At 37.5% G+C, this 25,580-nt stretch carries 26 protein-coding genes and 1 pseudogene; 8 read left to right on the top strand and 19 right to left on the bottom strand.

Annotated elements, in window-relative coordinates; genetic code table 11:
• The first annotated feature begins 8 nt into the window (after positions 1-8).
• Positions 9-554, top strand: coding sequence for an AAA family ATPase (locus AC4EHK_RS06665; protein ID WP_490978020.1), 546 nt, complete (start codon positions 9-11; stop codon positions 552-554).
• A gap of 65 nt (positions 555-619) precedes the next feature.
• On the opposite strand, the gene AC4EHK_RS06660 is transcribed toward AC4EHK_RS06665, so the two are convergent.
• Positions 620-829 (bottom strand): DUF3886 domain-containing protein, encoded by a 210-nt coding sequence (locus AC4EHK_RS06660; RefSeq protein WP_490978019.1) that lies wholly within the window; start codon positions 827-829, stop codon positions 620-622.
• 13 nt (positions 830-842) lie between these two features.
• On the bottom strand, positions 843-2,027 hold the full coding sequence (locus AC4EHK_RS06655; RefSeq protein WP_490978018.1) for an acetyl-CoA C-acetyltransferase: 1,185 nt from the start codon (positions 2,025-2,027) through the stop codon (positions 843-845).
• An 81-nt stretch (positions 2,028-2,108) separates the two neighbouring features.
• On the opposite strand from AC4EHK_RS06655, the gene AC4EHK_RS06650 reads away from it, so the two are divergent.
• The 3 genes from AC4EHK_RS06650 to AC4EHK_RS06640 all read left to right on the top strand — a co-directional run bounded on the left by AC4EHK_RS06650 (position 2,109) and on the right by AC4EHK_RS06640 (position 4,527).
• Positions 2,109-3,008, top strand: coding sequence for a hydroxymethylglutaryl-CoA lyase (locus tag AC4EHK_RS06650; RefSeq protein WP_490978017.1), 900 nt, complete (start codon positions 2,109-2,111; stop codon positions 3,006-3,008).
• A 12-nt stretch (positions 3,009-3,020) separates the two neighbouring features.
• Positions 3,021-4,001: an alpha/beta hydrolase gene (locus tag AC4EHK_RS06645; protein WP_490978016.1), complete on the top strand. Its 981-nt coding sequence runs from the start codon at positions 3,021-3,023 to the stop codon at positions 3,999-4,001.
• Positions 4,002-4,119: 118 nt separating this feature from the next.
• The gene (locus AC4EHK_RS06640) at positions 4,120-4,527 is read left to right on the top strand and encodes a hypothetical protein (protein WP_490978015.1); all 408 of its coding nucleotides are present in this window, start codon (positions 4,120-4,122) and stop codon (positions 4,525-4,527) included.
• 111 nt (positions 4,528-4,638) lie between these two features.
• Here AC4EHK_RS06640 and AC4EHK_RS06635 read toward each other — a convergent pair whose 3' ends face one another.
• From AC4EHK_RS06635 to AC4EHK_RS06600, 8 genes and pseudogenes are all read right to left on the bottom strand, one after another.
• Positions 4,639-4,929 carry a hypothetical protein gene (locus AC4EHK_RS06635; protein WP_490978014.1) on the bottom strand — a complete coding sequence of 97 codons (291 nt, stop codon included), beginning with the start codon at positions 4,927-4,929 and terminating at the stop codon, positions 4,639-4,641.
• 669 nt (positions 4,930-5,598) lie between these two features.
• Positions 5,599-6,150 (bottom strand): hypothetical protein, encoded by a 552-nt coding sequence (locus tag AC4EHK_RS06630; protein ID WP_490978013.1) that lies wholly within the window; start codon positions 6,148-6,150, stop codon positions 5,599-5,601.
• A gap of 479 nt (positions 6,151-6,629) precedes the next feature.
• The gene (locus AC4EHK_RS06625) at positions 6,630-7,067 is read right to left on the bottom strand and encodes a hypothetical protein (protein WP_490978012.1); all 438 of its coding nucleotides are present in this window, start codon (positions 7,065-7,067) and stop codon (positions 6,630-6,632) included.
• Positions 7,068-7,509: 442 nt separating this feature from the next.
• A pseudogene (locus tag AC4EHK_RS06620) lies at positions 7,510-7,614 on the bottom strand (GMP synthase (glutamine-hydrolyzing)); the annotation flags it as partial.
• 291 nt (positions 7,615-7,905) lie between these two features.
• Positions 7,906-9,210: a hypothetical protein gene (locus AC4EHK_RS06615; RefSeq protein WP_490978011.1), complete on the bottom strand. Its 1,305-nt coding sequence runs from the start codon at positions 9,208-9,210 to the stop codon at positions 7,906-7,908.
• Positions 9,211-9,692: 482 nt separating this feature from the next.
• Positions 9,693-10,448: an HNH endonuclease gene (locus AC4EHK_RS06610; protein WP_490978010.1), complete on the bottom strand. Its 756-nt coding sequence runs from the start codon at positions 10,446-10,448 to the stop codon at positions 9,693-9,695.
• A gap of 1,009 nt (positions 10,449-11,457) precedes the next feature.
• Positions 11,458-12,564: a type II restriction enzyme NmeDI-related protein gene (locus tag AC4EHK_RS06605; protein WP_490978009.1), complete on the bottom strand. Its 1,107-nt coding sequence runs from the start codon at positions 12,562-12,564 to the stop codon at positions 11,458-11,460.
• Entirely contained in the window at positions 12,497-13,690 is a 1,194-nt protein-coding gene (locus tag AC4EHK_RS06600) for a DNA cytosine methyltransferase (RefSeq protein ID WP_490978008.1), read from the bottom strand. The genes AC4EHK_RS06605 and AC4EHK_RS06600 overlap by 68 nt, the downstream gene beginning before the upstream one ends.
• A gap of 759 nt (positions 13,691-14,449) precedes the next feature.
• Between AC4EHK_RS06600 and AC4EHK_RS06595 the strand changes: the two genes are divergently transcribed.
• From AC4EHK_RS06595 to AC4EHK_RS06585, 3 genes are all read left to right on the top strand, one after another.
• On the top strand, positions 14,450-14,680 hold the full coding sequence (locus tag AC4EHK_RS06595; protein WP_490978007.1) for a hypothetical protein: 231 nt from the start codon (positions 14,450-14,452) through the stop codon (positions 14,678-14,680).
• Positions 14,681-14,700: 20 nt separating this feature from the next.
• The gene (locus AC4EHK_RS06590) at positions 14,701-15,309 is read left to right on the top strand and encodes a recombinase family protein (RefSeq protein WP_490978006.1); all 609 of its coding nucleotides are present in this window, start codon (positions 14,701-14,703) and stop codon (positions 15,307-15,309) included.
• Between the two features lie 131 nt (positions 15,310-15,440).
• The gene (locus tag AC4EHK_RS06585; protein WP_490978005.1) at positions 15,441-15,746 is read left to right on the top strand and encodes a hypothetical protein; all 306 of its coding nucleotides are present in this window, start codon (positions 15,441-15,443) and stop codon (positions 15,744-15,746) included.
• 190 nt (positions 15,747-15,936) lie between these two features.
• Here the strand turns inward: AC4EHK_RS06585 and AC4EHK_RS06580 are convergent, their stop codons facing one another.
• From AC4EHK_RS06580 to yneA, 9 genes are all read right to left on the bottom strand, one after another.
• Positions 15,937-17,310 (bottom strand): HNH endonuclease, encoded by a 1,374-nt coding sequence (locus tag AC4EHK_RS06580; protein WP_490978004.1) that lies wholly within the window; start codon positions 17,308-17,310, stop codon positions 15,937-15,939.
• A 204-nt stretch (positions 17,311-17,514) separates the two neighbouring features.
• The gene (locus tag AC4EHK_RS06575; protein WP_490978003.1) at positions 17,515-18,771 is read right to left on the bottom strand and encodes a DEAD/DEAH box helicase family protein; all 1,257 of its coding nucleotides are present in this window, start codon (positions 18,769-18,771) and stop codon (positions 17,515-17,517) included.
• 276 nt (positions 18,772-19,047) lie between these two features.
• Positions 19,048-19,689 carry a helix-turn-helix domain-containing protein gene (locus AC4EHK_RS06570; protein ID WP_490978002.1) on the bottom strand — a complete coding sequence of 214 codons (642 nt, stop codon included), beginning with the start codon at positions 19,687-19,689 and terminating at the stop codon, positions 19,048-19,050.
• 172 nt (positions 19,690-19,861) lie between these two features.
• Entirely contained in the window at positions 19,862-20,770 is a 909-nt protein-coding gene (locus AC4EHK_RS06565; protein WP_490978001.1) for a tyrosine-type recombinase/integrase, read from the bottom strand.
• Between the two features lie 213 nt (positions 20,771-20,983).
• On the bottom strand, positions 20,984-21,226 hold the full coding sequence (locus tag AC4EHK_RS06560; RefSeq protein WP_058384996.1) for a YneF family protein: 243 nt from the start codon (positions 21,224-21,226) through the stop codon (positions 20,984-20,986).
• Positions 21,227-21,432: 206 nt separating this feature from the next.
• On the bottom strand, positions 21,433-23,436 hold the full coding sequence (gene tkt, locus AC4EHK_RS06555; protein ID WP_490978000.1) for a transketolase: 2,004 nt from the start codon (positions 23,434-23,436) through the stop codon (positions 21,433-21,435).
• Between the two features lie 86 nt (positions 23,437-23,522).
• Positions 23,523-23,756: a DUF896 domain-containing protein gene (locus tag AC4EHK_RS06550; protein WP_490978935.1), complete on the bottom strand. Its 234-nt coding sequence runs from the start codon at positions 23,754-23,756 to the stop codon at positions 23,523-23,525.
• A 58-nt stretch (positions 23,757-23,814) separates the two neighbouring features.
• Positions 23,815-24,468 carry a YneB family resolvase-like protein gene (locus AC4EHK_RS06545; protein WP_490977999.1) on the bottom strand — a complete coding sequence of 218 codons (654 nt, stop codon included), beginning with the start codon at positions 24,466-24,468 and terminating at the stop codon, positions 23,815-23,817.
• Positions 24,465-24,782 carry a cell division suppressor protein YneA gene (gene yneA / locus AC4EHK_RS06540; RefSeq protein WP_490977998.1) on the bottom strand — a complete coding sequence of 106 codons (318 nt, stop codon included), beginning with the start codon at positions 24,780-24,782 and terminating at the stop codon, positions 24,465-24,467. The genes AC4EHK_RS06545 and yneA overlap by 4 nt, the downstream gene beginning before the upstream one ends.
• 165 nt (positions 24,783-24,947) lie before the next feature.
• Here yneA and lexA point away from each other — a divergent pair, with 165 nt between their 5' ends.
• Entirely contained in the window at positions 24,948-25,568 is a 621-nt protein-coding gene (gene lexA / locus AC4EHK_RS06535) for a transcriptional repressor LexA (protein ID WP_142826508.1), read from the top strand.
• The last annotated feature ends 12 nt before the right edge of the window (positions 25,569-25,580 follow it).

Here is a 25,580-nt window from a genome sequence, read left to right as displayed (position 1 = left end):
GGATAAAAATGAAAGTCCAAATCATTGGTGCTTCCGGCACAGGCAAAAGTACGTTAGCGAAATACATTAGCGAAAAAGCTGAATGTCTATGGATTGACACAGATCGCTATCTTTGGAAAGACAGCTCTTTCACTGAAAATCACCCAGTAGAAAAACGGATGGAACTTTATAAAAAAGATATGCAATCCACAGACCGCTACGCCGTGTCAGGTTCGGTTTTTTCGTGGTGCAAAGAAGGGTTCAGCAACCGGGAACTTTTTGTTTTTCTGGAACTTGAGGAAAATATGCGAATGAAACGCCTGCTCGAACGAGAAACTGAACGCGGGAATACCAGCACCATGTGGCAAGACACTTCCGGCAAGCCGACCAATGAGTTTATCGAATGGTGTAAAACTTATCACTTGGCAACAGATAAAACCTTAGTTGGTACATATGTGTCCCACATGCATGAACTGGAAGTATCCCAAAGCCCCGTTTTGAAACTCGACAGTTCAAAACCGGTAGAAGAACTGTATCAAGAAATAGCAACATTTTTTAACCTAAAAATTCGATAAAGCAGAAATAGCCAGCCCCTGAAAAAACAGGGACTGGCTATTTTATTGCACGTTAATCGATTCGACTAAAATTTATTCCCTTTATCTCCGTGGCGCTCAAGCAATTCCGCGAACGACAAGTTTTTTTCACGCTCTTTGCGTTCAAACAAGCGCTGCGCTTCTTTTTCTTCTGCCTGCTTTTGTTCTTCTTTCAGCAGGTCTTTTTTTGTTTGTTTCAGTTTTGCCAATACGTCTTCAGACAAAACACTATTGGACTCTTCTTTTCTTTTGGCCATAGATCTTCTCTCCTTACGAACGTTTAATAACAGTTGCAATGCCTTGCCCGCCGCCGATGCACAGCGTCGCCAAGCCGGTTTTGGCATCGCGTTTGATCATTTCATGCAGCAAAGTAACAAAAATACGCGTTCCACTTGCTCCGATTGGATGGCCAATGGCAATGGCGCCTCCGTTGACATTCAAAATGTCGTGGTTGAATTTCAGTTCACGGTCGACCGCAATGGATTGCGCCGCAAACGCTTCATTTGCTTCGATCAACTCGATGTCCCCGAGTGACATGTCAGCTTTTTTCAAAGCATTTTTCACTGCCTGCACAGGTCCGATGCCCATTACAGCCGGATCAACCCCAGCATTGCCGTTCGCTACGACTGTCGCAAGCGGTGTTAAGCCCAGTTCATCCGCTTTTGCTTTTGACATGACCACAACTGCTGCTGCGCCGTCATTGATGCCCGATGCGTTTCCTGCGGTTACACTGCCGTCTTTTTTGAAAGCTGGACGCAGCTTCCCAAGGCGCGCTTCGTTTGAATCGCTTTTGACGTACTCGTCTGTCTTAAAGACGACTGGATCACCTTTGCGCTGCGGAATTTCCACAGGCACGATTTCGTCATCAAATCTGCCGGATTCCAGTGCCGCAGTAGCACGAGCCTGTGAACGAGCGGCAAACTTGTCCTGTTCTTCTCGTGTGATATCGTAACGGTCGCATAAATTCTCCGCTGTCACACCCATATGGTAATTGTTGAAAGCACAAGTTAATCCGTCAACCAGCATGCTGTCGACCACTTTTTGGTCTCCCATGCGGAAACCGCTGCGTGCATTTTCCATTAAGTAAGGCGCACGGCTCATGTTTTCCATTCCGCCTGCCACGACAATTTCTGCATCTCCAGAATAAATCGCCTGGTATGCCAACTGAATTGACTTTAATCCAGAGCCGCATACTTTATTGATGGTCATAGCCGGTACGGTTTCCGGCAGCCCCGCATGGATGGACGCCTGCCGCGCCGGGTTTTGGCCAAGACCTGCCTGAAGTACATTCCCCATAATGACTTCAGAGACCTGGTCGGGTTGAACGCCTGCGCGTTCAATGGCTTCTTTAATAACGATCGCCCCTAGTTTTGTAGCCGGCACATCCTTAAGTGCTCCTTGGAATGAACCTACCGCTGTACGGACAGCGCTTACAATAACGATTTCCTGTGACATGAACTTTTCCCCCTTGGTTGATTGTTTGCCAGTTGCTCTTTTATCCCTTCCCTCTATACAATGGAAAGCAGGGGGGATACTATGTTCAGTTTACCAAAAAATGCAACGATTATCGAGGTGGGTCCACGCGATGGCCTGCAAAATGAGGGGAAACTTGTCAAAACCGAAAACAAACTTGACTTTATAGCCGCTTTGCAAAAAGCCGGCATTCAAGAAATGGAGTTAACGTCCTTTGTATCGCCAAAATGGGTGCCGCAAATGGCCGATGCCAAGGAAATCGTCGCAAAGACAGAAAAACTCGGGCGCCAATTTGTGCTGACACCGAATGAACGCGGCATTGCTGCAGCACGTGAAGCGGATGCCCAGTCACTTGCCGTATTTGTAGGCGTTTCCAATAGCTTTAATAAAAAAAATATCAATAAAACCACAGAAGAAAGCATGGCAGCTTTAAAGCCGCTGATCCTCAACTTGAAGGATCAAGGTGTTTTTGTGCGCGCCTGCATTTCAACAGCATTTTACTGTCCGTTTGAAGGGGCTGTCTCACCGGAAGCCACCATCGCACTTTGCCGCCAGTTTGTCGATTGGGGTGTCGATGAGTTGAGCGTTGCGGATACCATTGGCATGGCGAATCCGAAAGAAAGCTATGAATTATTTTCTCAGCTGATCGAAGCTTTTCCGGAAGTGCTGATGACTGCGCATTTCCACGATACCCGCAGAATGGCACTTGCCAATATCACCGCAGCTTTGCAAGCGGGTGTTACCCGTTTTGATGCTTCTGCAGGAGGTCTTGGCGGTTGTCCGTTTGCGCCTGGTGCGACCGGCAATGTCGCAACAGAAGATGTCGTCAACATGCTTCACCGGATGGATGTCCAGACTGGCATCGATTTGGACCTTTTATGCCAGGCTATTGATAAAATTGAGCCGCATGTGACAAATCCGATTGCTACCGGCATGTATACGCTGTACAAAAACCAAGCATAAGGAGAATACAGCATGAAGAAAAAACTACTCTGGACCTCCGCTATTGTTTCCAGCATTTTAACGGCCGCGACCACCATTGCGGGTTTTATCGCCAGCAACCGGCTGATGTATGTAAAGAAAAAAGACGAACAGCTCATCCTCGAACGAGAAACCAGTGCCAAACGGTATGACGAAGTTTGGTACGCCAATGTCCCCAAAACCGAGCAGTGGATCGAATCGGAAAACGGCTACCCGATCAAAGCTATTTTCCTGGAGCCGCATGACACAAATCGCTATGTCATCATCTGCCACGGCGTAACTGAAACCAAAGTCAATTCGTTCAAATTTGCACGGATGTTCGAGCGGCTTGGGTTTAATTCGGTCGTCTACGACCACCGGCGCCATGGCGACTCCGGCGGAAAAACGACCAGCTTTGGGCATTTTGAAAAAATTGATTTAAAGGCTGTTGTCCAAGCTTTAAAAATGCATATCGGAAAGGACTTATTTTTCGGCATCCACGGCGAATCGATGGGTGCTGCGACAACGCTTCTTTATGCAGGCGTGGAAGATACCGCAGATTTTTATATTTCCGATTGTGCCTACTCCGATATTTACGAACAAGTGCTGCACGTGATGAAAACGACCACTCCGCTGCGCACAACATTGGCTTTACGGCTGGCCAGTTTGTTCATGAAGTTGCGGGATGGCTATTCCATCTCCACCGTATCGCCAAGGGAAATCGTCAAAAACATTGAAAAACCCGTACTGTTTATCCACAGTGCCAATGATGAATTTGTTCTGCCCAAAATGAGCGAAGAGCTTTATGCACTGAAGCAAGGACCCAAAGAATTCAAGCTGTTTGCTGAAGGTGCACACGCACAGTCATTTAATAAAAACCCGGAAGAATACGAAGAAACCGTCGCAGAATTTTTAATGAACTACGGATTGCTGACACCCAAGCAGCAAGAAATACACCGGTTACCGGCTGCAACGATACCGGCGCATATCAAGTAAAAAGCACTCCTCGGAGTGCTTTTTTTACTTTATATTTTCTCAACAAATTAATGATATGATACAACGTTTCTATAAAACATACGTCTAATTACCGTGTTGATAATATGGAGGTGGCTTAATGAAAATTAATCGATTATCTTTCTCTGTTCTCATTTTAGTTTCATCATTTCTCAATATAGGTTGTACGAACAATACGCTACCAACATCAGATACAACCACAGTATATACAAATAAAAGTATTGGTGCAGAAGAAGTACTAATGTTAGAACCAAATGCAGATATTTTTCAATTTGATGAAATAATTTACAAAACCAATATTGAATGGGTTGATAATTTAACAGTAACCAAAAACAGTCAACTTGGCGAAATAAAAATGAAAAACGAAAAGGATGCAAATTTTGAAAATGAGTTTTCAAATAAACTTCCGATTGGAATCAAGATTTTTTCGACCAAAGAAAGAACTGATGTATTAGTCGTCGAAATTGATGGCAAATTAAAGAAATACCTTGCGATTGTTGAAGGATAAAAGAAGATGGAATTTCTATGATTATTTTAAGTCGAGCATGTGCATGCTTCGTGAAAATCGACCTAACCTTTATTTTGCTTATTTAATATTCGTATTTCAAAAGTAAATCCGCTACTCCTTTGAAGGCGCTTTTTTCTTATTCAGTACGAGCTTCATACCCGCCTGTCCTTCTGCTCCAATAAACAACTCGGTAATCGGTCCGCTTTTCACAATGCCCGTGACATGCAATTCAATGGTATCCAAGTTGTAGTCCGTCATGTCTTTTACCAGTTCCTGAATTTTGTCCAGCGATACGGGAAATGCTTTCGTTAAACTCGTGCTTTCCAGATGGAATTTGCCTTTTTCTTTTTCATCTTCTTCGATAACCGGCAAGTAAAACTTCAACTCTTCATGATCCGCCATTTAGAACGCCTCCTCTGTTTCTTACTTTCTATAAAGCAATAAAACCAGGATCTTACAGGCAACATACCCGTTCTGAGACGATTTAATAGCTGTTCCAAGACAAAATAAAAAAAGCACTCCGCAGAGTACTTTTTATTTTTTAGCTGGTTTGCCAGGTTTAGTCGACGCTTTATTCATCTGAGACATCATTTGATTGATTTTTTTCTGAGACGGTTTTTGTAAAAAATCAACCAAACATTGATATAGCAAGGTTTCTAGCCATTTTCAAGCCACTTTTTCTGTTACGAAAAATATACCATTCTCTATTATTTTTGTCTACTTTCTTTGTATTTAATAAGATTATAGCTTTATCCTTTCAATCTTTAAGAATAAAACTCAATAAAGATTAGCACCCATATATGTATCAACATCTTACCTTTAAAAATATATAACTTTCAGCATTACTCATTAGTCAAATGCACCAATTTTAATACAGATACTTCATCTCTATTAACAATGATTTTTTATACACTTGTTGAAGAAAAGTCACAAAAGAGTTTTTGCTCCAATAAAAGGTTCAGTCACCCACAGTTAGACCCTATATTTGTAAATGCTTTGAATCAAGTTAGGAATTAATTATAAAAAATTGTCATGTTACTTATAATTGAAAGGGTGGCTTTTAACACCCTTTCAATCTAAGGAAATTTTTTTTATATACGTTTGCCTGAATTCCTCTAGCTCATCCATTATGACGCTTTTAATTTTTTCTATACTTTTAGCCATAATCTCGGCATCACCTTCGTCAGCTTCTTCATTATAATTCCACTTTCCTATCATATTATCCATAATAATAACCTTTTTAGCAATTTCAATGTTTAACAAATGAAATGATTCATACAATAATGGTTTAATTTTTTCTGTATAAACAAGAACTTCAAACTCAAGTTCTTCACCTTGATGACTGGGCCAAACCACTACCTCGTTCTCTTCAATTGCCCTTAAAATTCTATTGTAAATTTCCATTTTATTTAATAGTTGCTCCTTAGCAAAATGCCTCTCTATTTTTTCTAATTCAAAATTAAATTGCTTATCCATTTTTTTTTGCTCTTGTATAAATTGCTCAGCACTCTTCTCCTTGTCCCATTCTTTACTTCTTTCTAAGTTCTTCTTTTGAAATAAATAAGCTAAAAAGGAGCCGAGAACTAAAGTAATTACAGGGAGAACCATATTTAAAATTTGCATAAAACCACTCCTATTCTTCTTTATATAAGAAGTACCTACTTTTGGATAAGATAACTCATTCTTACATTATACAATTTTATAGCATGACTTAAACCACTATAATTGTCAGTTTAGGTATGGAGCCCTCTTAATATCCTACTCTACCTTCAGCCATTACAATCTACTTCCGACGAGTAAATGTTTTGCTTCCGAAAAATAGCTTCCTTCTATATTTATTTACTTCTACAAACTATTTGAAGATGTAAACATAGCTTTGTATTGTACGTTCACGATTCCCACCTATTTCCGCTTGCTTAAACACTGTTTCTAATGCTTTTTCAATTATAATTGCGTTGCGAACTTTCTTACAATTCATTGAACGTAATGCTAATACATCGCCACTTATAGCAAATATTTCATACTTTCTAATCTTATTTAGACAAAATAAAAAACCCCATTTTCAATAGTGAATTTGGAGGTTTTGAACTAGAGAATTATATCTACTTCTCTTTTAATTTCTTGCGTAGTTTTTTTTCAGCTTTCTCTACTAATCTCAAATGTTCTGCATATGTAATAACTTGAAAATTACTTAACGGCACCGATGCTTCTTCTTCTTTTAGCTTTTCAAATTCTTTATATTGTTCAACTCTATCCAACAAAAGCTGATAAAAGCCCAGTAAAGTCACAAAGGTAGCAATAGTAATATATGTATCAGGATGATTAATTATATACATCAATTTAGCATCTGGTCTCGAAGTATACTCATATAAATCTGAAATTGATACATATCCATAAGCTGCAATTGCTATTAGAATTATCAATGGAATACTACTTCTCACATACAAATAAGCTTTACTTCCTTTAAAATATGTAAGTACAACTAACGCTACAATCGTTGATATCAAAAAAACAACAGCACACCCAAGAAGAAAATCCATAATTAAAATCCCCTAATCTAATCTATATTTAATTATACAATTTTATAAGTATAAATTAAAGCAGGTTTGAAAAAAGGACACTCAACAAGAGTTCAACCCCCGTTCAATATCGCTAAACTCTAAAACCGTTAATATGATTGTTTTTTAGCCACTCTAAGTATGGAGACAGCGGGCTTCGAACCCGCATCCAGAAAATCAACTAATTGAGATGCTAAGCGTGTAGCTTATTCATTAGGGTTTCGTGCACCATTCAATGAGACTTACAGTCACAAAGGTTTTAGGTTTTTTCGTACTTATTTATTTGACTGCTTCACTTAACAGGGAGTATTACATATTAACGAACTTGGTTCAAAGACCTTCTAACTATCAGTATATATCAATTGATTTCAAAATTAAAAGAGAATCCACTAAATTCATAGATTCTCTCACTCTATACTAATTCCTATTCCCACTCAATCGTTGCAGGCGGCTTGCTCGTAATGTCATACAGTACGCGGTTAATGTGGTCGACTTCGTTGACTAAGCGGACGCTGATACTACTTACAAGCAACTACTATTGTTTCTTCTTCAAAAATTAGAGTACAATTATTTACGCTATTTCTATAACTCAATAGTAGCAGGTCAAGAGTTTACTTTCAAACAAGCACACGAGTCATTAGTAATTGATAGTGGATAAATTAACTATATTAAGCAATAAATAAATATATCTCCTAATACCAAGTAATAATTTGTTAGATGACAAATTTAAACTCGGAGTGCAGGAGTTGCACTGCATAGTCACACTTACTTACTCCTAAAGTAAAATTTGGTGGAAACTACCCCCACCTATTATTGCGCTTTAAAATCTCACATTAGGAAAACTTTCTTCGTATTCAAAACCTTCCTCAAATAACTTATCTGAATGAATTTTAATTGTAGAATTATGGTTAGCAGCCATGCGATGTTCACGACATTGTCTATTACCATTTATACCCTCATAAAGAATACCAAATTGTTCTAGAGTGAAGTTCCCTAAATTAGGTTCAATATAATTCTGAAAGTTCGATGTAGCAATGTCATAAGATTTGCTGTGAATATAGTATTTAATTAGTAAATCATGATATAAACCTATACAGCCGTCTTCTTCAGCCCATTTAAATAAAAGCGATTCTTCAGCTTGAGATATTGTGTAATCACTATAATCCTCACTATATAAATCTTCAACAATAGACTTTAAATGTTCATGTACATTCTCTTTTAAAAAAGGAGCTTTTACTCTAAGAGTCCACTTGGCATTAGACTTATCTTCAAGTAAAGCCTGAGTATGCTCTGGTAGTAATAAATATATTTTAGGGAAATGACCTAACATTGCAAATAACATTTCTGATGATAACGTATCACCAAGTTCAAACCTACTGAAATATGAATCATTTGTTTTTATATATCCCTCTAGAACGGTATGATATTTTCTATAAATAATTTTTAAAGTTTTGTAATTAATAAGTCTAGATTTTTCGCAATCTTCACTCTGGCATCTGAAGGTTATATCCCATAATCTTCTAAAAATCTCTTTAATAAGATGATTATTTACATTTTTAAAATATCTCGATTCTAAATACTTTTCTAAAGATTTATCATCTACAAAAGAATCCTCATGTTCAGCTAAATCTCCTAATAGAACAGTAAAGACTTTAGTAGTCATTACTGCACCTTTCGTGAGAATACCTTCTAACATATTTCGCATTAAAGCTCGAACCGTTTCTTTGTTCGGATAACTTAACAAATCATCTTTAGTAAGTACAGGGTGTGCAGATAAATGTCTTTGCAATCTGAGATAGTCTAGATTAAGTTTATCAATTGGTTCTAGCAAGAATGTTCTTTTCTCTATTTCACCAATTAAAAATTTTTCCCACTCTCCGCTTTCTGGTTTCGCTTCTTGTTTTTTCTTTACTTTTCCTAAGATATCTTTCGCTATCGGATCTTCGTATAAATCTTCTAATTCTTTTAGTTTATACACTAAATCTGAAACAACCACTGAATAAAGCATTACTACAGCTGAACGATAACTTCCATTTACATAAGATTGCATTACTTCTTTAAAATATTCACTAGTTTTATGGTGTGCTATCATTTCTGCACTTTGTTCAATAGAATAATGAGACATATGCTTGCTCCTTCGCTTTTCATGAACGTTTTTTTAGCAATCGTCTTAGTAAATCGCTTTAATTATTCAACGCTTAAAACTTCTCTCTTTTTTCTATATATCATTTTATGGCAATTAGAACATGCTGGCACAAGATCTTCAGAAAGATTAATTATTATTCGTCATCTAAAACAAACGGAATTTTTAAGTTAAGATGTCATGTGTACACTTGTAATAGTGATAGCCGAATGTTTAACACATAGTATGAGTGCCAATATCATTAAGCCCTAACATATCAACTGCCCTAACAAGAATACGATAAGCTTGTGTAGCCGATATATGACTGTCTCCCTTTCGTGATTAGGCAAATAGCGTCCTTATTTACCATTCAAACCTTCAGTATAATCAGCTATGTCTGCCGTTATTAGGTTGAGATGAACCGTTTTTCTTTCTTTCTTCGTTTTACCTTCTCTTATCTTAAAATTAGACTAAACTTTACAATATCACTTTTGAGACTCCATAATTTCTTTTAACTTTTCAATAGTAAGGGCTGGTTTAGCTGTATGTAACATTGCATGACAATTTGGACAAACTGGCTTTAAATCTTTAATTGGGTCAACTTCATACGCTTCACCGATTGTACTTATCTCGATAACGTGATGCACATGGATATACGCTCTTCCAATCTCGCCATACGTTTGCTCTAAGTTTGTTTCGCATACTAAACATGTATAGCCATAATGATTCAGACACTCTTGTCTAGCTTCTTGATTTCTCTCATAACGATTTGTTGTAATTGCTATTCTAGAACCTTCAATAAATTTCTTGCGACTTGCACTTTTAAATGTCTGAGGTATATTCGATAAATTTTCAGTGAACCCCCATACCACATGAGCAGGTATGGTATCCTCAAAATCTCTTACATAACCTAACCCTTGAAATTTAAATTTCACTTCATCACTATTTTCTCTAGTGAAAATATACACTTCTGTTTTATTGTTCATCATAAGTTTTAAGGTTGGCGTGTGGATAGAAGCCTTACTACTAAACCAATACAAACTATTTCCTATTAATACATTTGGATAATCATGACCTGTACGGCCTGCTGTACCTAGATTGGCAAATAGAAAATAACTGTTTTTAAACGAAGGATAACCTGTCCCCCATATACCCGCTGTACTATCTGGTTCTGGGTGTTTGATAATTTCTTTCACATTTTTCCTACTATATTGATGTCCAATAATAAAATTATACTTCATGTAATCTCACTCCTTATTTTGATTCAATATACATTCCTTCAATCTAATAACAGAATTTTTCGCAGGAGCGCAACAGCTCCTATAATATAGGATTGGAAAGGCCAATAGTTAGGTCATAAGTATCCCCCACCATTAAAACTGGAATTATTGAAAATCAAGCAATAGGATGGTCTGCCACAATATCTTTTGCAAATCCACCAGCTAACCCATTCCCTATATTTAAATTACAAGTTTTATGATTGGTTGTTATAGAAACTTCTGTTTACAGAACTAAAGCGTAGTCACACGACACTTCAATAATATGTTTGAAAGGCATGAACAAAATTCTTTTTCTTCCATTTAAATTGGCAGCCACAAAAAACTCTATGACTAGTGATACAGGCAAAGCCCTATAGCGGCCCGTAATACACTCCAAATTGTTTCTCCTTCAACTAAATGTTTCTAAGCTTCCTCGCCGTCCCAAATATATACCTTACATTGCCTTCTCCATATCGCTTACATTGGCAACATTTCCTTTCAACTTACCAAACATTCCCACTCTCATCTACTTGATTATTCAGTATTTTAATTACCTTATAATTGTGACTTATGACCCACCACATGTCAATCTATTCCAAAAGAAAAAGAGCAGGATTATTCCTGCTCTTTCTTCTAGTTCTGGTCAAATTTCCATTCAATATCGAGGGCATGTGCTTTGACCTGCAATTCCCCCCACAGTTTGGGCATTCAACTGTGAATACATCTTTGTCAGGGAAATAGCCAGTTGAACTTGTTCTATATGGTTGACCACATGTACATTTGTCCATATCCTTCACCTCACTCCATTACGCTTTAATGATTGCATAATGGATAAGAGCTAGCTGTTGGACTTCCTGTTCCCTGGCTGCTCTGTACAAAAATTCCGCTTCTTTTAAATTAAGTACGAGTTGAGTTAATAATATCAAGTTTTTATCCACTAAGATGCGTTACATTCTTACGAACTTGGTTCAAAGACCTTTTTATAAGAAAACTACTGATATAAAGAAGGGGTATCTATATCTATTGTCGGTTCCATAAAACTATCAAGAAACTCTTCTGTGATACCACGTATCTTTCTTCGCTGACATAACGAATAAAGCTCTTCTACTGCTGAATACGGGAAAAACTTAGTGTTCAAATCTCTAAACTGTGGTTTATTTGCTTCTCTTAGAACTTTTGCTTTTTCTTCATCAGGGGCAACTATTACATATCGTGTTTGCTGATAAGGAGGGATAAGGTCATAAAAATTCTTCATTCTAGTTAATCCACTTGTAACTCCTGTACTGTGTTCAACTTCCATAACTGCTGGCATAAGCTTTCCATTTTTGAACCAAATGCAATCAATTAACAGTGCCGAATTAACGGCACCACTGTGGGGATAAATCATGCCTTCATGTTGCAAAGAATCAACTACACTTGGTAATTCTGCAACTCTTTGGTTATTGTAAATTATTCCTCTATCATTTTGTGCTACCCAAGTTCTGAACCCTAATTGTTGTCCAATCATTATTAAGGCGACTTGTATTTGAGAGTGTCTTCGTTTAATATCAATATCCATTTCAGATTCCCCATTGACTTCGGGAATATCGATAGAATCATAATAAACTTGACTATTAGGGATTTCGGAAATCACAATATCCGTTTCTATTTCTTCGATAGTTCCTAATCTATGCGGTCTCTCAGGGACCCACATAAGGTATTTATGTCCCCTGCTCACCTTGGCCGAATCCATGTTTCTATTATCGACTCTTCCAGGATAGCAAAAGTAAAATTGTGGAGTATGTGCCATCAGCGATTCTAATACAGACCTAGTATTATAACTTCCACCTAGAACAGTATCAAAGTTAATTGGTTGATTAGGAACAAAGGCGTTTGCAATCCTTTGAATCATTTGAGTTGAAATAGAAGTTTCTATCGCATCTATTGAAGTTTCTCCAGCTGCAGAATTATAACGTTTAATCATAATCGGGCCTTCAGGGAAAGTTACATTAACTACTTCAATTACCCCTTTAGTTCTCGGGTTAATATAGTTAAACGCTTGTCTCTTCGGCAACTGCGCTATAGCTGTTATTATATTTCTCACTGTCAACTGATTCATTCTTACCCTCCAAGAATTCTAATATAGATTTTGCTAGTCCTGCAGAAGCTAGATAAGGCACGCCATTACCTACTGTTTTAAAAGCATTTGATAAAGTAATATCTTGTGGGAGTTCAAATTCTTTTGGTAACGATTGAATTGCAAGTGCTTCTGAAACTGATATTCTACGTGCCTTATAAGGATGTAAATGAACTTCATTGTTACCGTATGCAGCGGTAGGAGAAAATCTCCATCTGTGTAAACGTTTATAGGATTTTTTCGAATCATCCCCTTCTTCAATAACCTGGAATTTCACAAGCCCTGCACGTGGCTGGAAGTATTGATGAGAGTTGGGGTGATTCAAAACGTCATTTTTCTTGAACCAATGTTCTACGGTCAATTCTAGCGGGATTTGTTGAGGACACTCTGTAATTAAATCCTCTGTAAAATCTCCAGTAATAGGAAATGGGATTTTTTTGATTTCTTCCATAGTATATTTTATGTTTTTCTCCCACGGAAAAAGTTCATACGGAATATTAGTAGCACCTTCCGCAAGTTCATATCCAATATTTTTCAAAAGTTCTTTTTGAAAACCTATTAAAATAATTCTCTCTCTTTGTTGTGGGACACCGTACTCTAATGAGTTTATCAACCGTTCTGTTGTTACATATCCATTCTCTTGTAATTTCTCTTTCATTTCGTCATAGAAAGCACGATGTTTCTTAGTTCTCCATAATCCTTTAACATTCTCAAACAAAAAGAAAGACGGCTTTTCTTTGCATATCAAATCAACATAAGTAGATGTCAATTTACCATTTTCGCCTTCTCCTCCACGATTTTTACCACCAACTGAAAAATCAGGACAAGGAGGTCCACCAATAAATCCGACAATATTATTGTTATTTTTTTCTTCTATTACTGCTTGATTTAAACCCTCTAAATTATCTGGATTAAGAAGTTCAGTGATATCACCCTCGTGATACCCGTACTTAGGTTCAGGTAAGTTTAAAGACTTCCTAGAATATTTATATGACTCCATAAAAGGTTTATGAATTTCATTTACATAAACGATATCAAATCCGCCAAGTTCAAAACCTAAATCTAAAAAACCGCTTCCTGAAAAAAATGAAAATATTTTATTTGTCATACAATTAACAACCTCTCCACTTACATGATGAAAACCGAATATACGTTTCTATTTTATAATAGATGACATTTAGAATTATGTAAATTGTAACATAGGATATTCTAGCTTTTTGGTCTAAATTCAAATTTTAATACCTATCTGATATTTCCTGTCACTTTCCCTCATTAAAAATTTTGGAAAATATCACGTATATTTTTTATACATCGGACCAACTGTATAATCTCCTCCCCTGGGGTACCCCTTACGCCTGCAATTGAACATCTATTAATCTGTTCCCAGTCTCTATTCTATCCATAACCTAGTAGTATTTGCTGAGGCCATTCTTCAATTCATTTTCCTTCTTAACATTCTTTTTATATTCTATTCCTTACCCTGTTCTGCTCCTACAATATTTATCTTAGGCTGTTACTGTGGCTGAGCATAGTTCTATTGCTGTTTATAAGCCTTACTTCTTTCACCTACCCTTATTCTATCTTCTATGATAGGCAGTCTGAAGTATGCTAGGGTGCTACTATTTCACGTTTTCAAGTTTATTATTAGTTAGTGCTGCTAGCTAGAGGCTGAATCTGCCTGGTAAGCTGCTTAATTAGTCTAATAAGGTACACCATTATGGACTTTCATTAATAGAACCCTTAATAGTCTAATAAAAACAATATAAGCACCTTTGCAGACGTCTAAATAACAATTGACCTTTATAGACTATTGGTGTATGTTTAGTTTATCAAGTTAATCCCACTATGCGAAATGAGGTTTACAACAATGAAAACCGTTAAACCAATGTATTTATTCTTTGATTATTTATATGAAACAGTTGAACAAATTGGAGAAGTAACACTTTCTGAGTGGTCACATAAAGAAGTACCTACGCTCAAATTTTGCGTTATTGATATTGAAGACCAAGACGAAAAAGAACTTTCTACACAATGGGCATGGATACACGATAATGAGGTTGACGCTTTTAGAGAAATGAAGGAAGAAAACAAATACTGATAGAATTAGAGGTTATGACAATGACAGGAATCAATTTTGCATATATGCGAGTATCATCCAAAGAACAGAATTTAGATAGGCAGTTAGAGGCGTTAAAACCTTATGTCACTAGTGAAGAATACATTTACAGTGATAAGGCAAGTGGCAGGGATATGGATAGAGTAGAGTTTCAGAACATGATTAAAGCTATGCGAAAAGGCGATACTCTTTATATCAAATCCATTGACCGCCTAGGACGTAATAAAGAACTCATTAAAGAATACTTAGAAAAGTTTAAGGTTAAAGGAATTAGAGTAAAAATAATTGATTTGCCTACAACCATGCAGGAAGTATCGGAAGGTCAAGAATGGATTCTCGATATGATAAATAATATTATTGTCGAGGTTCTGAGTTCTATGGCTGAACAGGAAAGGGTAATTACTCTACAGCGCCAAAAAGAAGGTATAGCAGTGGCTAAAGCTAAGGGAAAGCATTTAGGTAGACCAATTCAGAAGTTACCTAAAGAATGGGATAAGCTTTACAAAAATTGGAAAGCAGGAGAAATTACAGCGGTAGCATTTATGAAAGCTATAGATATGAAAAAAGCCACGTTCTATAAGAAAATGAAAGACTACGAATCCACATTGTAACTTAAATGGTAATTCATTCCTCTTCATTTCGAATCAAATTTTTGATTCATTAGCAATAACCTATTATTGAAATCAAATCATTCTGAATTATGATTTATATTAACAAGACTATTTAAAAAAGGAAGTGGCATATGAAACGTTTACCTACTGTAGCAGCTGCGATAAAGGAGATTGAAGCACTACAAAGCTTTGTTGAGCTTGCACATAGACATCCTGATAAGAGGCTTTTCGATAAAGCCATCAAGTATTATGCTTTCACGGGCAGTTTAAAAGAAACCACAAAAATCATAAATGATGAACGTAAAAAATTTGACATGCCACTTATCGATGAATATATTGTCAGAGATGCTATTCTAAGTGAACCAGAGAATCCACTTCATAAACTACTAAGAACCAACTATATGATTAAAACGAGACCTTTAAGACAGAGATATTAAAATTTTTATAATGAAAGTTACTGGACAGATTTATTGAACGAAAACTATGCTACTTTAGTTACGCACGTAAAAACCCTCTCAATTGAGAGGGTTTTAATCGATTATTCTGATGTTTTCACGGTGTATTTATTTAACAAGAGTGTGTGCTTACAACACCTTTTATGGTTAAAACTGCAATTTTATCTCAGTTTTATTTGTAGTAAGCTAGCAGCTCTTTAAACAACAGTGTAATATGACATTTTTCCAAATCGTTTTTACGTTCTTCATATAATTTTTCTAGTAAAGGTTTTACCTCTGAAAACTCAGCATAATGTAACTTCCGATGGCAATTTGGACACAATGAAACTATGTTAGCTTCGACATCAATACTCAAATCAAAATCATCTGTGGCTTGTATAGGAATGAGGTGATGTGCTTCCACATAATTTTCTTGGCTAGCTTTCGATTTGAAGTATTCATGTTCTTTATCAATTTCACATAAATAAGAAGCAGCTGCCAAAGCTCTCTTTGAGGTAAAGCCATCTCTGTTTGGTGAGCTATTAATAGTTGACTTATACTTTAGGCTCTTTTTTTTCGGCTTGTGATTAATATTTAAACCTAAGACTGGGTTCGGTAATTCTTGCAACTCTTCTTGAAACTCTGTTTCATTGTTATCTAATTCTACTTTTATTTCACTTTTATCTGTGAAGTTTTGTTTTTTACTGCTTAATTCTATCAATAATTTTTCATTTCCCAAATCTTTCTTTTGATTATTTTCAAACCAAATCATTTTAAGAATTTCCACAAGGCTTTCAAAATCTTCTCTTATTTTCAATATTTCAATAGCGTCCGATACACCTAAACCTTTAAAGAAACCTTTGTGTGAGGATGTCAAACCAACGCTTTTTAAAATTATAACGCTAACATCCTGCCTTCTTCTGTTTTCTTCTTTATATTTAGGGAAGTTTTGCATATCTCTGGGGACTAAGTTTAACTCTATCCACCCTATCGTTTTATTATTAAATAGAAATTCGTAAATAATATTGTTTCTTAAGGAATCACTATAACTAATATTTTTCTGTGGAGATATTGGAAACTTAAGAGAAGGTATATAAGGGATATCCATCTCTGGCTCTATCTCCTCATTTTTTAAAATGTAGTCAGTCTTCTCGATACTCCAACCTATATTTAATATCTTTTTTTTAATGTCTTCATTTTCTTTGTTAATTAAAAAATACCTTTTAACCAGTGAATACATATAGTCGATAGATAGACGCTCAGATGCAATGTTTATAGTTTCCTTGTCTATGCCGTTCGCTGCCTTCAAGACTCTTATAATTCTAATAAATTCATTTCTATCGAAGGAATTTCTATTTCGTTTCCATACAAAGCCCTTTACCTGAACAGCTTCTTCTATAAGTTCTTCTGGATAATTATAGTTATTACTTTGTTTAAGTTGCCTTTGCCGAGCAATGTCGGCTAACACGTCTAATAGGTGTTCTCGATTTTCCTCTAAGTATTGATTTCTAACTTCATCATCATGAATGTTTCTTCCAAAATAAAATTTGTTTTTTTGTTTCGCCAAATAATTCACCCCATTTGTAATTAGTGCTTGCTAACAACATTTGATTTTCAACTCTTTTAAAATGTATTAATCAACTTAGACAATTTTTTAAACCAATTTATGTTTGAAGTTTCGAGTAACACTATAACTACTCTTACTTTTGTGTTTTTATGTTTTATAAGGCTACTCGAAATTTCAATGTATTATACCAATTTAATTGCGATGTCAGTATCCTTTTGCTTTATATAAAAACTTTATTTCCTCGTTATTTAACCACTGCTTCAACAAGGTTCTCATTCTTATACTTGGTATATATATGTTGATTGGTTCTGGCACATCTTTTCTAATACCACTTCTCCACATCCATTGTAAAAGATGACTTAAAGCTAACATATCTTCATTTACCTTTACACCTGCTTCTTCAAAGAAAGCTTTTTCAAAAGGATTCATATATAGGTTATACGCGAATGCAAGATTATGAGTATCTTGATAATCATTGGTCGCTCTAGTGGTCCAAGGAATAAACCCTTTCGTGTATCCCTTACCACTTAGTTTATGTCGTACAGACAATTTAGCGGTCCAAAGGTTATCATCAGATTTACCCTTGCTTTTGAAATACGAATATAGATTTTTTTTTAGCCTCTCCATAACCTCAATATTTGCTGTCCTTAACCATGCTGAAGAAAGCTCGTTTCCTCTTACTTTTCCATCCTCTGTATAGTTTGTATTGAATGCACCTTCGTAAATCCGAATCAAATCGCTATACCGTTCCCTACCTTCTAATTCAGGATTGTATGTGACCAAAGCATGGCTAGGACCAATTTTTTCTACACTTTTGTAGATTGTTTTGATTTTAAACATATCGTAATAATACCTCTGCATTTGTCCATCGAAAAGGTACGTTAAAATATAACTTTCCTCAAATAAATCAAAAACCTTTACTGGATACGTCCAAAACATTATCGTTTCATTGTGCAAGAAGATATTTCCTTGTTGCGCCTGGTATTTAATGTTGACGTAGGTACTTTCGTAAACTCCTTTGTACCCGCCATCAATCCAATTCACCTTTCTGTTTTCTACATTAATTAAATTTGCATCTTTCAAAGTTCGAATGTCTTCCTTTGTGATTTCCTTCACCTGCTCAATTACATTTGCTACCTCATCCAGTATTAACGTATATCCAGCATCTCTTAATAGTTCTAATACTTCACCATCAAACATCCTAAACAAAGCGTGTGTTGTAACGATACTTTTGCCGCTCACAATTAATTCTTTGAAATGTGTCAACTTGCTTCCTTTGCCCTCCTTTGCATCAGGTTCAATCAGAAAAGGACAATCTTTCAATATATTGTTTTTTATTTCGTCTAAATAGGGTGAGACATATATAAATCTTTTATTGTATTGATAACGTTGCATGTACTCTTTTGCCCATGTTGTCTTGCCACTTCCCATTATTGAATCCACTACTGTTACTGTTGTCATTGTCCGTTACCTTCCTCTTTCATTCTACTTTCAAATCATAAATGCCACATGCATAAATATGTTAAAAAAAGTGCAAAATCTAATTTAAAACCCTTTAGTACCAACGGTTACAGGACCTTCCTCTTAAAGAGAAAGTAGTAAAAGTGGCACTTTTGGATATCTCTTTTTTTCTAAGTGCAAGTTCAAAAGAAAGCCGTTAAAACGAGCTAAAGCTCTAATTAACGTCTCGAGCAACCAAACTTCGTTTGGCTACTCGTACGCCACGCTACTTTTTACTTACTGTTGTTCCCTCCATAGCTTCATGAAACCTTTTGCGAATTTTTTGTACTTCTGTATTACTTTTGTTTCTGGCTTACCACCAAGTTCAGGATTTTGATTCATTAAGTACACCAATACTTTGAAGTAATCTGCTACTTGTTCGTTTTTTAAAATTTCAGTAGTTTGATAAATTGCCTCAGTATCGGTGAAAGCTGTATGTAATGGAGAACTAATACCCTTATCGGAAGGACTTATCAATGCTTCCTGTTTGATAAGGTCATCAATTTCCTTCTTTAGTTTCTGTTGCTTTTTCTTAGTTTCCAAAAGACTCTCCAGAAATGCTATCTCATCCTCATAGGACGATGCACCGTAGTAGATGACTTGCTCACCTCCCTCCTCTGTTACAAGATTCTCAGCTTCCTCTGAAATACTTTTTAAGTAACTTATCCTTATTTCACTCTTCTCCACAAAGGTAAGTTCTTTTTGAAAATATGCTTCTGACAAATTAAAAATCTGTGATAATTGGTCAAGTCGTTTTGCAGGAATCCCTTTTCTCCCCTTCAACCAATCTTGTATAGTCGGAGTAGAGATACCAAGCTTTTGAGCAACCTCCCTGTAACTCGTATGAAACTCTTTGACTATATATTCTAAACCAATCATTAATTTCCCACCTTTTCTCTCTTAGACATACTAAATATGTCTAATTTAATTATAAAACGACATACTTTGTTTGTCAATAGGGTGAGGAAATAACTTCTAAATCATTGTCAGTGTTCGTCTTTCACATAAAAAAACACCTCAGATGAGGTGTTAAAAAGCATTATTAATGCAATCATTTATTCTTTCCCATTAAAGGACTTGAGTTTATTGCCTTTGTCAAAAGCTGCTCATCGTTCATTGATTGCAGATAACGCTGTGTCACAGAGATGTCAGAATGCCCTAGGAGGCGTGATAGGCTATACACATCCATGTTCCCATCATTAAGACATTGAACAGCGTAGAAGTGTCTGAATGTGTGTGGGGAGACTCTTTTACCAGTAATCTTTGCTCTTCTTCCCGCTTCTTTGACAATGCTATCTAACGCCACATGCGATAGTCCTGAGCCAGTATATGAGAGAAAATATTCGCCTGAAGTAGATTTATTATGAAAATATTGCTTTTTCATTCGCTCGTATTTAATTAAAATTCTTTTCAAAGCAGGACTTATGAAAACTACGCGTTCCTTATTCCCTTTACCATTTACTAGTATTGTTGTCTCTTTTAGATTACTAGTTCTTAGCCCTCTCACCTCCATAGCTCTAATTCCTGTATCAGCAAGTATGGCAATAATTGCTTTGTTTCTAGCCTCTAGATATGTTTTGTAAGTAAAAGCTTCAATCATGGCATGAATCTCTTCTAGCGTAAATCCTTTTAATACTTTCTTAGGTACTTTCGGAGTCTCTACTTTGCTTGCTACATTTACTGATAAATACTCTTCTTTCACACACCAACTAAAAAATGCACGAATTATCTTGAACATAGAAACAATACTTTGTGGTTGCAACCCAGCAATCTGTTTCAATCTTACATATGCCTTCAAATCATAAGAAGTAACACTTTCCAATTCAGTAATGGCTCTCTTTTGCACTAAATACTCCATAACCTGTTTTAGTTCTTGTCTCTTATTAATCATAGTTTTCTTCGTGAACCCTTTGGCTTCACAATGGTAATAATATTCTTTCAGTACATCTTCTAATTCCATAGAAAAAACCACCTCTCTGCTTAAGTTTCAACAGAAAAAGTGGTTTGGTTTGTAAAGAATGAAGGATTAACCAACAGAAAAAGAAATTTCAGGGGAAAATTCAGCCTACACGTTTTAAACAGTAATATTCCTCAATATTGCTTCTCTATTGTAATCATCATTCAATATGTTTTGGGCTAGAAACCCTGTTAAAAGCACTCCGCAGAGTACTTTTTATTTTTTAGCTGGTTTGCCAGGTTTAGTCGACGCTTTATTCATCTGAGACATCATTTGATTGATTTTTTTCTGAGACGGTTTTTGTCCCATTTGCATCATCATGATTCGCAGCATTTCTTCATTAATTGGTGGGTTGTCTTGCAAATATTTCATCATGTATCGACGTGCGATAAAGAATCCAAGTGCAACACCTGCGAGTAAAGCCACGATAACGATTACGATCCAGATCCATGTATCCATTCTTGTTACCTCCTTCGTGTTGCGTAAATAAGTAGTGCACCACAATGGATTATACTATAAAAAAAGATTCATGACCATAAGGAGGATAATAATTAACAGAAACTTCGCTTAGAAAAGTCGTTTCTGAGCTTTCCTAAGTATAAATCCAGGTGTTTACGGCAAAAAGAACAAAAAAATGGAGGCATTAGCTGCCTCCATTCTCCCACTTAGTTTTCGTTGATCAAGTTTTTCACTTTGCTTGCTACGTTACCAGCTGTAAAGCCGAACTCTTCCATAATCCGTTCGCCCGGTGCACTTGCCCCGAAACGGTCGATGGCCAGAATGTCGCCTTCGTCGCCTGTGTAGCGGTCCCAGCCGAATGAAGTACCGACTTCAATAGCGAGACGCTTTTTAACTGTTTTCGGAATAACAGATTGCTTGTATTCTTTGTCTTGTTTTTCAAAACGGTCCCAAGATGGCATTGACACAACAGATACAGCAATGCCTTCTTCAGCCAATTGCTTCTGTGCTTCTACAGCCAAGCTCACTTCAGATCCAGTTGCCAGCAATAGCGCTTGTGGATTTTCAACAGGTGAAACGACGTATGCCCCTTTTTCAACACCGGCTTCAGCCAGTTTTGCGCTGTTTTCTAGAATTGGCAAGTCTTGACGTGAAAGTACCAATAAAGTTGGTGTAGTTTTAGCTGTTAACGCCAAACGCCACGCTGCTTTTGTTTCATTGGCATCTGCAGGACGGACAACGCTCAAGTTCGGCATTGCACGAAGAGAAGCCAATTGTTCGACCGGTTCATGCGTTGGGCCATCTTCCCCTACGGCTACACTGTCATGCGTGAAGACATACGTTACAGGAAGACCCATCAATGCAGCTAAGCGAATTGCCGGACGTACATAGTCGCTGAAGACGAAGAACGTTCCGCCAAAGACATGCAAACCGCCATGCAAAGCCATACCGTTCATCGCAGCGCCCATCGCGAATTCACGAACGCCGAACCAAATGTTGCGGCCTTCAGGATGCTCCGCGTCAAAGTCACCAGCGCCTTTGATGTTGGTTTTGTTAGATCCTGCCAAATCAGCGCTGCCGCCAAAGAAGGATGGAACCGTTTTCGCAATCGCGTTGATCATCTCACCTGAAGACGAGCGCGTTGCTTGTTTTTGGCCAAACTCGTATGTTGGGAATTCAGCATCAAAGTTTTCTGGAAGGTCGCCGCGAATTGCTTTTTGCAATTGCTCAGCCAATTCTGGATGTGCCGATTGGTATTGTTCGTAAAGTTTGTTCCACTCAGATTCAGCTTTAGCGCCTAGTTCTTCGGTTGCTTTTTCGAACGTTGTGTAAACTTCATCAGGCACGTGGAAATCTTTGTCGAACGTCCACTCATAGTATTCTTTAACCAATTTCATTTCATCTTCGCCAAGCGGTGCACCGTGAGCATCAGCTTTACCGGATTTGTTTGGAGCGCCATAGCCGATAACCGTTTTTACTTCGATCAACGTTGGCTTATCCGATGAATTTTTAGCTTGTGCAATTTTTTCAGACAAATCGTCTAGTTCATTGCCGTCATCTACGCGCAAGTAGTTCCAGCCGTAAGATTCAAAACGCTTTTGCACATTTTCAGAGAAACTTTTGCCAAGCGGTCCGTCTAAAGAGATATCATTGCTGTCGTATAGGACGACTAATTTATTTAATTTCAAGTGGCCTGCAAGAGAAATGGCTTCTCCGGCAACGCCTTCCATTAAATCGCCATCTCCGCATAATGAAAACGTGTGGTGATCAACGATATTCAAACCTTCTTTATTGTATGTAGCCGCTAAATGGCGCTCAGCCATAGCCATGCCGACTGCCATGCCAATTCCTTGTCCTAATGGCCCTGTTGTTGCTTCAACGCCAGTCGTGTGGCCATATTCTGGATGTCCCGGTGTTTTTGAATCCCATTGACGGAAATTCTGGATTTCTTCCATTTCTAAACCATAGCCGCTCAAGTGAAGCAAGCTGTATAAAAGCATTGAACCGTGTCCTGCCGACAACACAAAACGGTCGCGGTTAAACCAATCTGGATTTTTTGGATTGTGGTTCATGTGTTTAGTCCATAATGTATACGCCATTGGAGCAGCGCCCATTGGCAATCCTGGATGGCCAGAATTTGCTTTTTCGATAGCATCGATGGAAAGTGTACGAATTGTAGTCACTGCAAGTTGATCTGCGTGGGTTGACATAGTAACATCCTCTCTCAAAAAAAATATTATTCCTTATTAGTTTAGTCAACAATAGAAAAGAATACAATGAAAAAGAGAATAAGTAGTTAATTCAAATACTTATTCTCTCGAAGATTTTTGACCTTTTCCGGAGTTACATCGTTTCCGTTCGGATCAATCACTTTTACATTTTCAATTGTGCCGCGCATTGTTTTGCGGAAAGTCTGCAAGTATTCCTCACGCAGCGCGGATTGCTCTTTTGCTTCTTCTTGCGATAATCCAGCAGTTTTTGACTTCCGTGACAGCTGGCTTATGCGACTTAATTTGTCTGGCGATAACATAGACATCCACCTTTCTTCTGTACATATGGTACAAAAAAAGTCAGGTTTCTGCAACGTTTTAGTCTTTCATCAGCTGTTCGTACTCTTTATAGCGGCGATGGACGGTTGCTTTGCTCGCCTGATAGCCAAAGCCTTGAAGCGTTACTGCGATTTCGCTGAATGTCAGGCCATTGGTCTTCAAGCTGACTATTTGGTCAATCGGCAAATCCAGGCGCTCCCGTCCATCCGGATTGCCTTTGCCTTTTAGATTTTTTTCCGGTTGATAGCCATTTTCCACAGCGCGCTTCATGCCCCGCTTAATTTTGGCATTATGTATTTTGCGCTGGTATTCTTCGACGATCGCCAGAATTTCGAGAACCATATCGTCCATGTCATTTAATGCGATGGGTCCCCGGTCTGATAGCGTGTAAACTTCCACACCGTATTTCTTCATCACATGCAGCAGCGCAATGCGGGCATGGCCCCGCCCTAAACGTGTTTCGTCTTGGACGAATACCGCGTCGACTTGCTCGGTTTTGATCGAATTCAGCATCTCGAGCAGCCCTTCACGGTCCATTTCATAGCCGCTGTGCTGATCGGTAAACACAGCATCCACTTGATGGCCTTGTTCAAATGCAAATTTCATCAGTTCCTCTTCCTGTCTCTCAAGTGAAGATTCCTGAGTATCTTTGGTCGTGCTGACACGGCAATAAATTAATGCATTTTTTTTCATTCAGTATCACCTGCAAATTTAGTGGTCTCATCAGGAGCAAATTTTAATTGATCGCTGGGAATTTTAAGAGATTGCCCTGCAATAATTTTAGAAGTAGAAAGATTGTTTTCTTTCATAATCTCTTCTATCCATTCGTGATGGGGGGTTGTGCCGCTGAACGATTCAGCTAAAGTCCAAAGTGTGTCGCCTTCTTCTATTTCAACTTGGCTCATTTGCGCACTATTAGTATTATGGGACAGAATTGCGTACAAAGTAAATGCCACAATTAAAGCAAAAAACGCGATTAAGTAAAAGTTTTGTCGAATGATTGTCAAATTGATCGCCTCCTGAGAATGTATGTTCGGAATGTATGTTCTCATAATAAGGCGAACAGGTGTTGTTGTCAAGAATTAAATTCGAACCTATGTTTGCATTTCACAGCCCGAGTTGGTATACTATTGGTAGAAATTAAGTAGAATTACTCAAATGAGGTGAAACTGTTGAAAAAAGTATCCAAGCGCCAAGAAGATATTCTGACATTCATAAAAGAAGAAGTTCGCTTAAAAGGCTACCCACCGTCCGTACGTGAAATTGGCGAAGCAGTCGGTTTGGCATCCAGTTCGACCGTACACGGCCACTTGGCACGGCTTGAAAGCAAAGGCTTGATTCGCCGCGACCCAACAAAACCAAGAGCAATTGAAGTAATCAGCACTGACGAAGCGCTTATTGATAAAAGTCCAGTTTTGCATGTGCCGTTAATCGGTAAAGTAACCGCTGGTATTCCCATCACAGCTATTGAAAATGTGGAAGAATTCTTCCCACTGCCCCAGAGCTATGGTACAGAAGATGATCATATCTTCATGCTGGAAATTATGGGTGAAAGTATGATTGAAGCCGGCATTTTAAACGGCGACTATGTCATTGTTAAACAGCAGCAAACAGCTAATAACGGCGACATCGTTGTAGCGATGACGGCTGAAGACGAAGCAACAGTCAAACGTTTCTTCCGCGAAGAAAGCTATTTCCGTCTGCAGCCTGAAAACTCATCGATGGATCCTATCATCGTTGACCAAGTTTCCATTCTTGGTAAAGTTGTCGGCGTCTACCGCCAGATTCACTAAAAAACACCGGGA

The sequence above is a fragment of the Planococcus sp. TJ-307 genome, assembly GCF_058268435.1.
The sequence above is the reverse complement of the archived record's forward strand: the minus strand, read 5'-3'. Positions and strand labels throughout refer to the sequence as shown.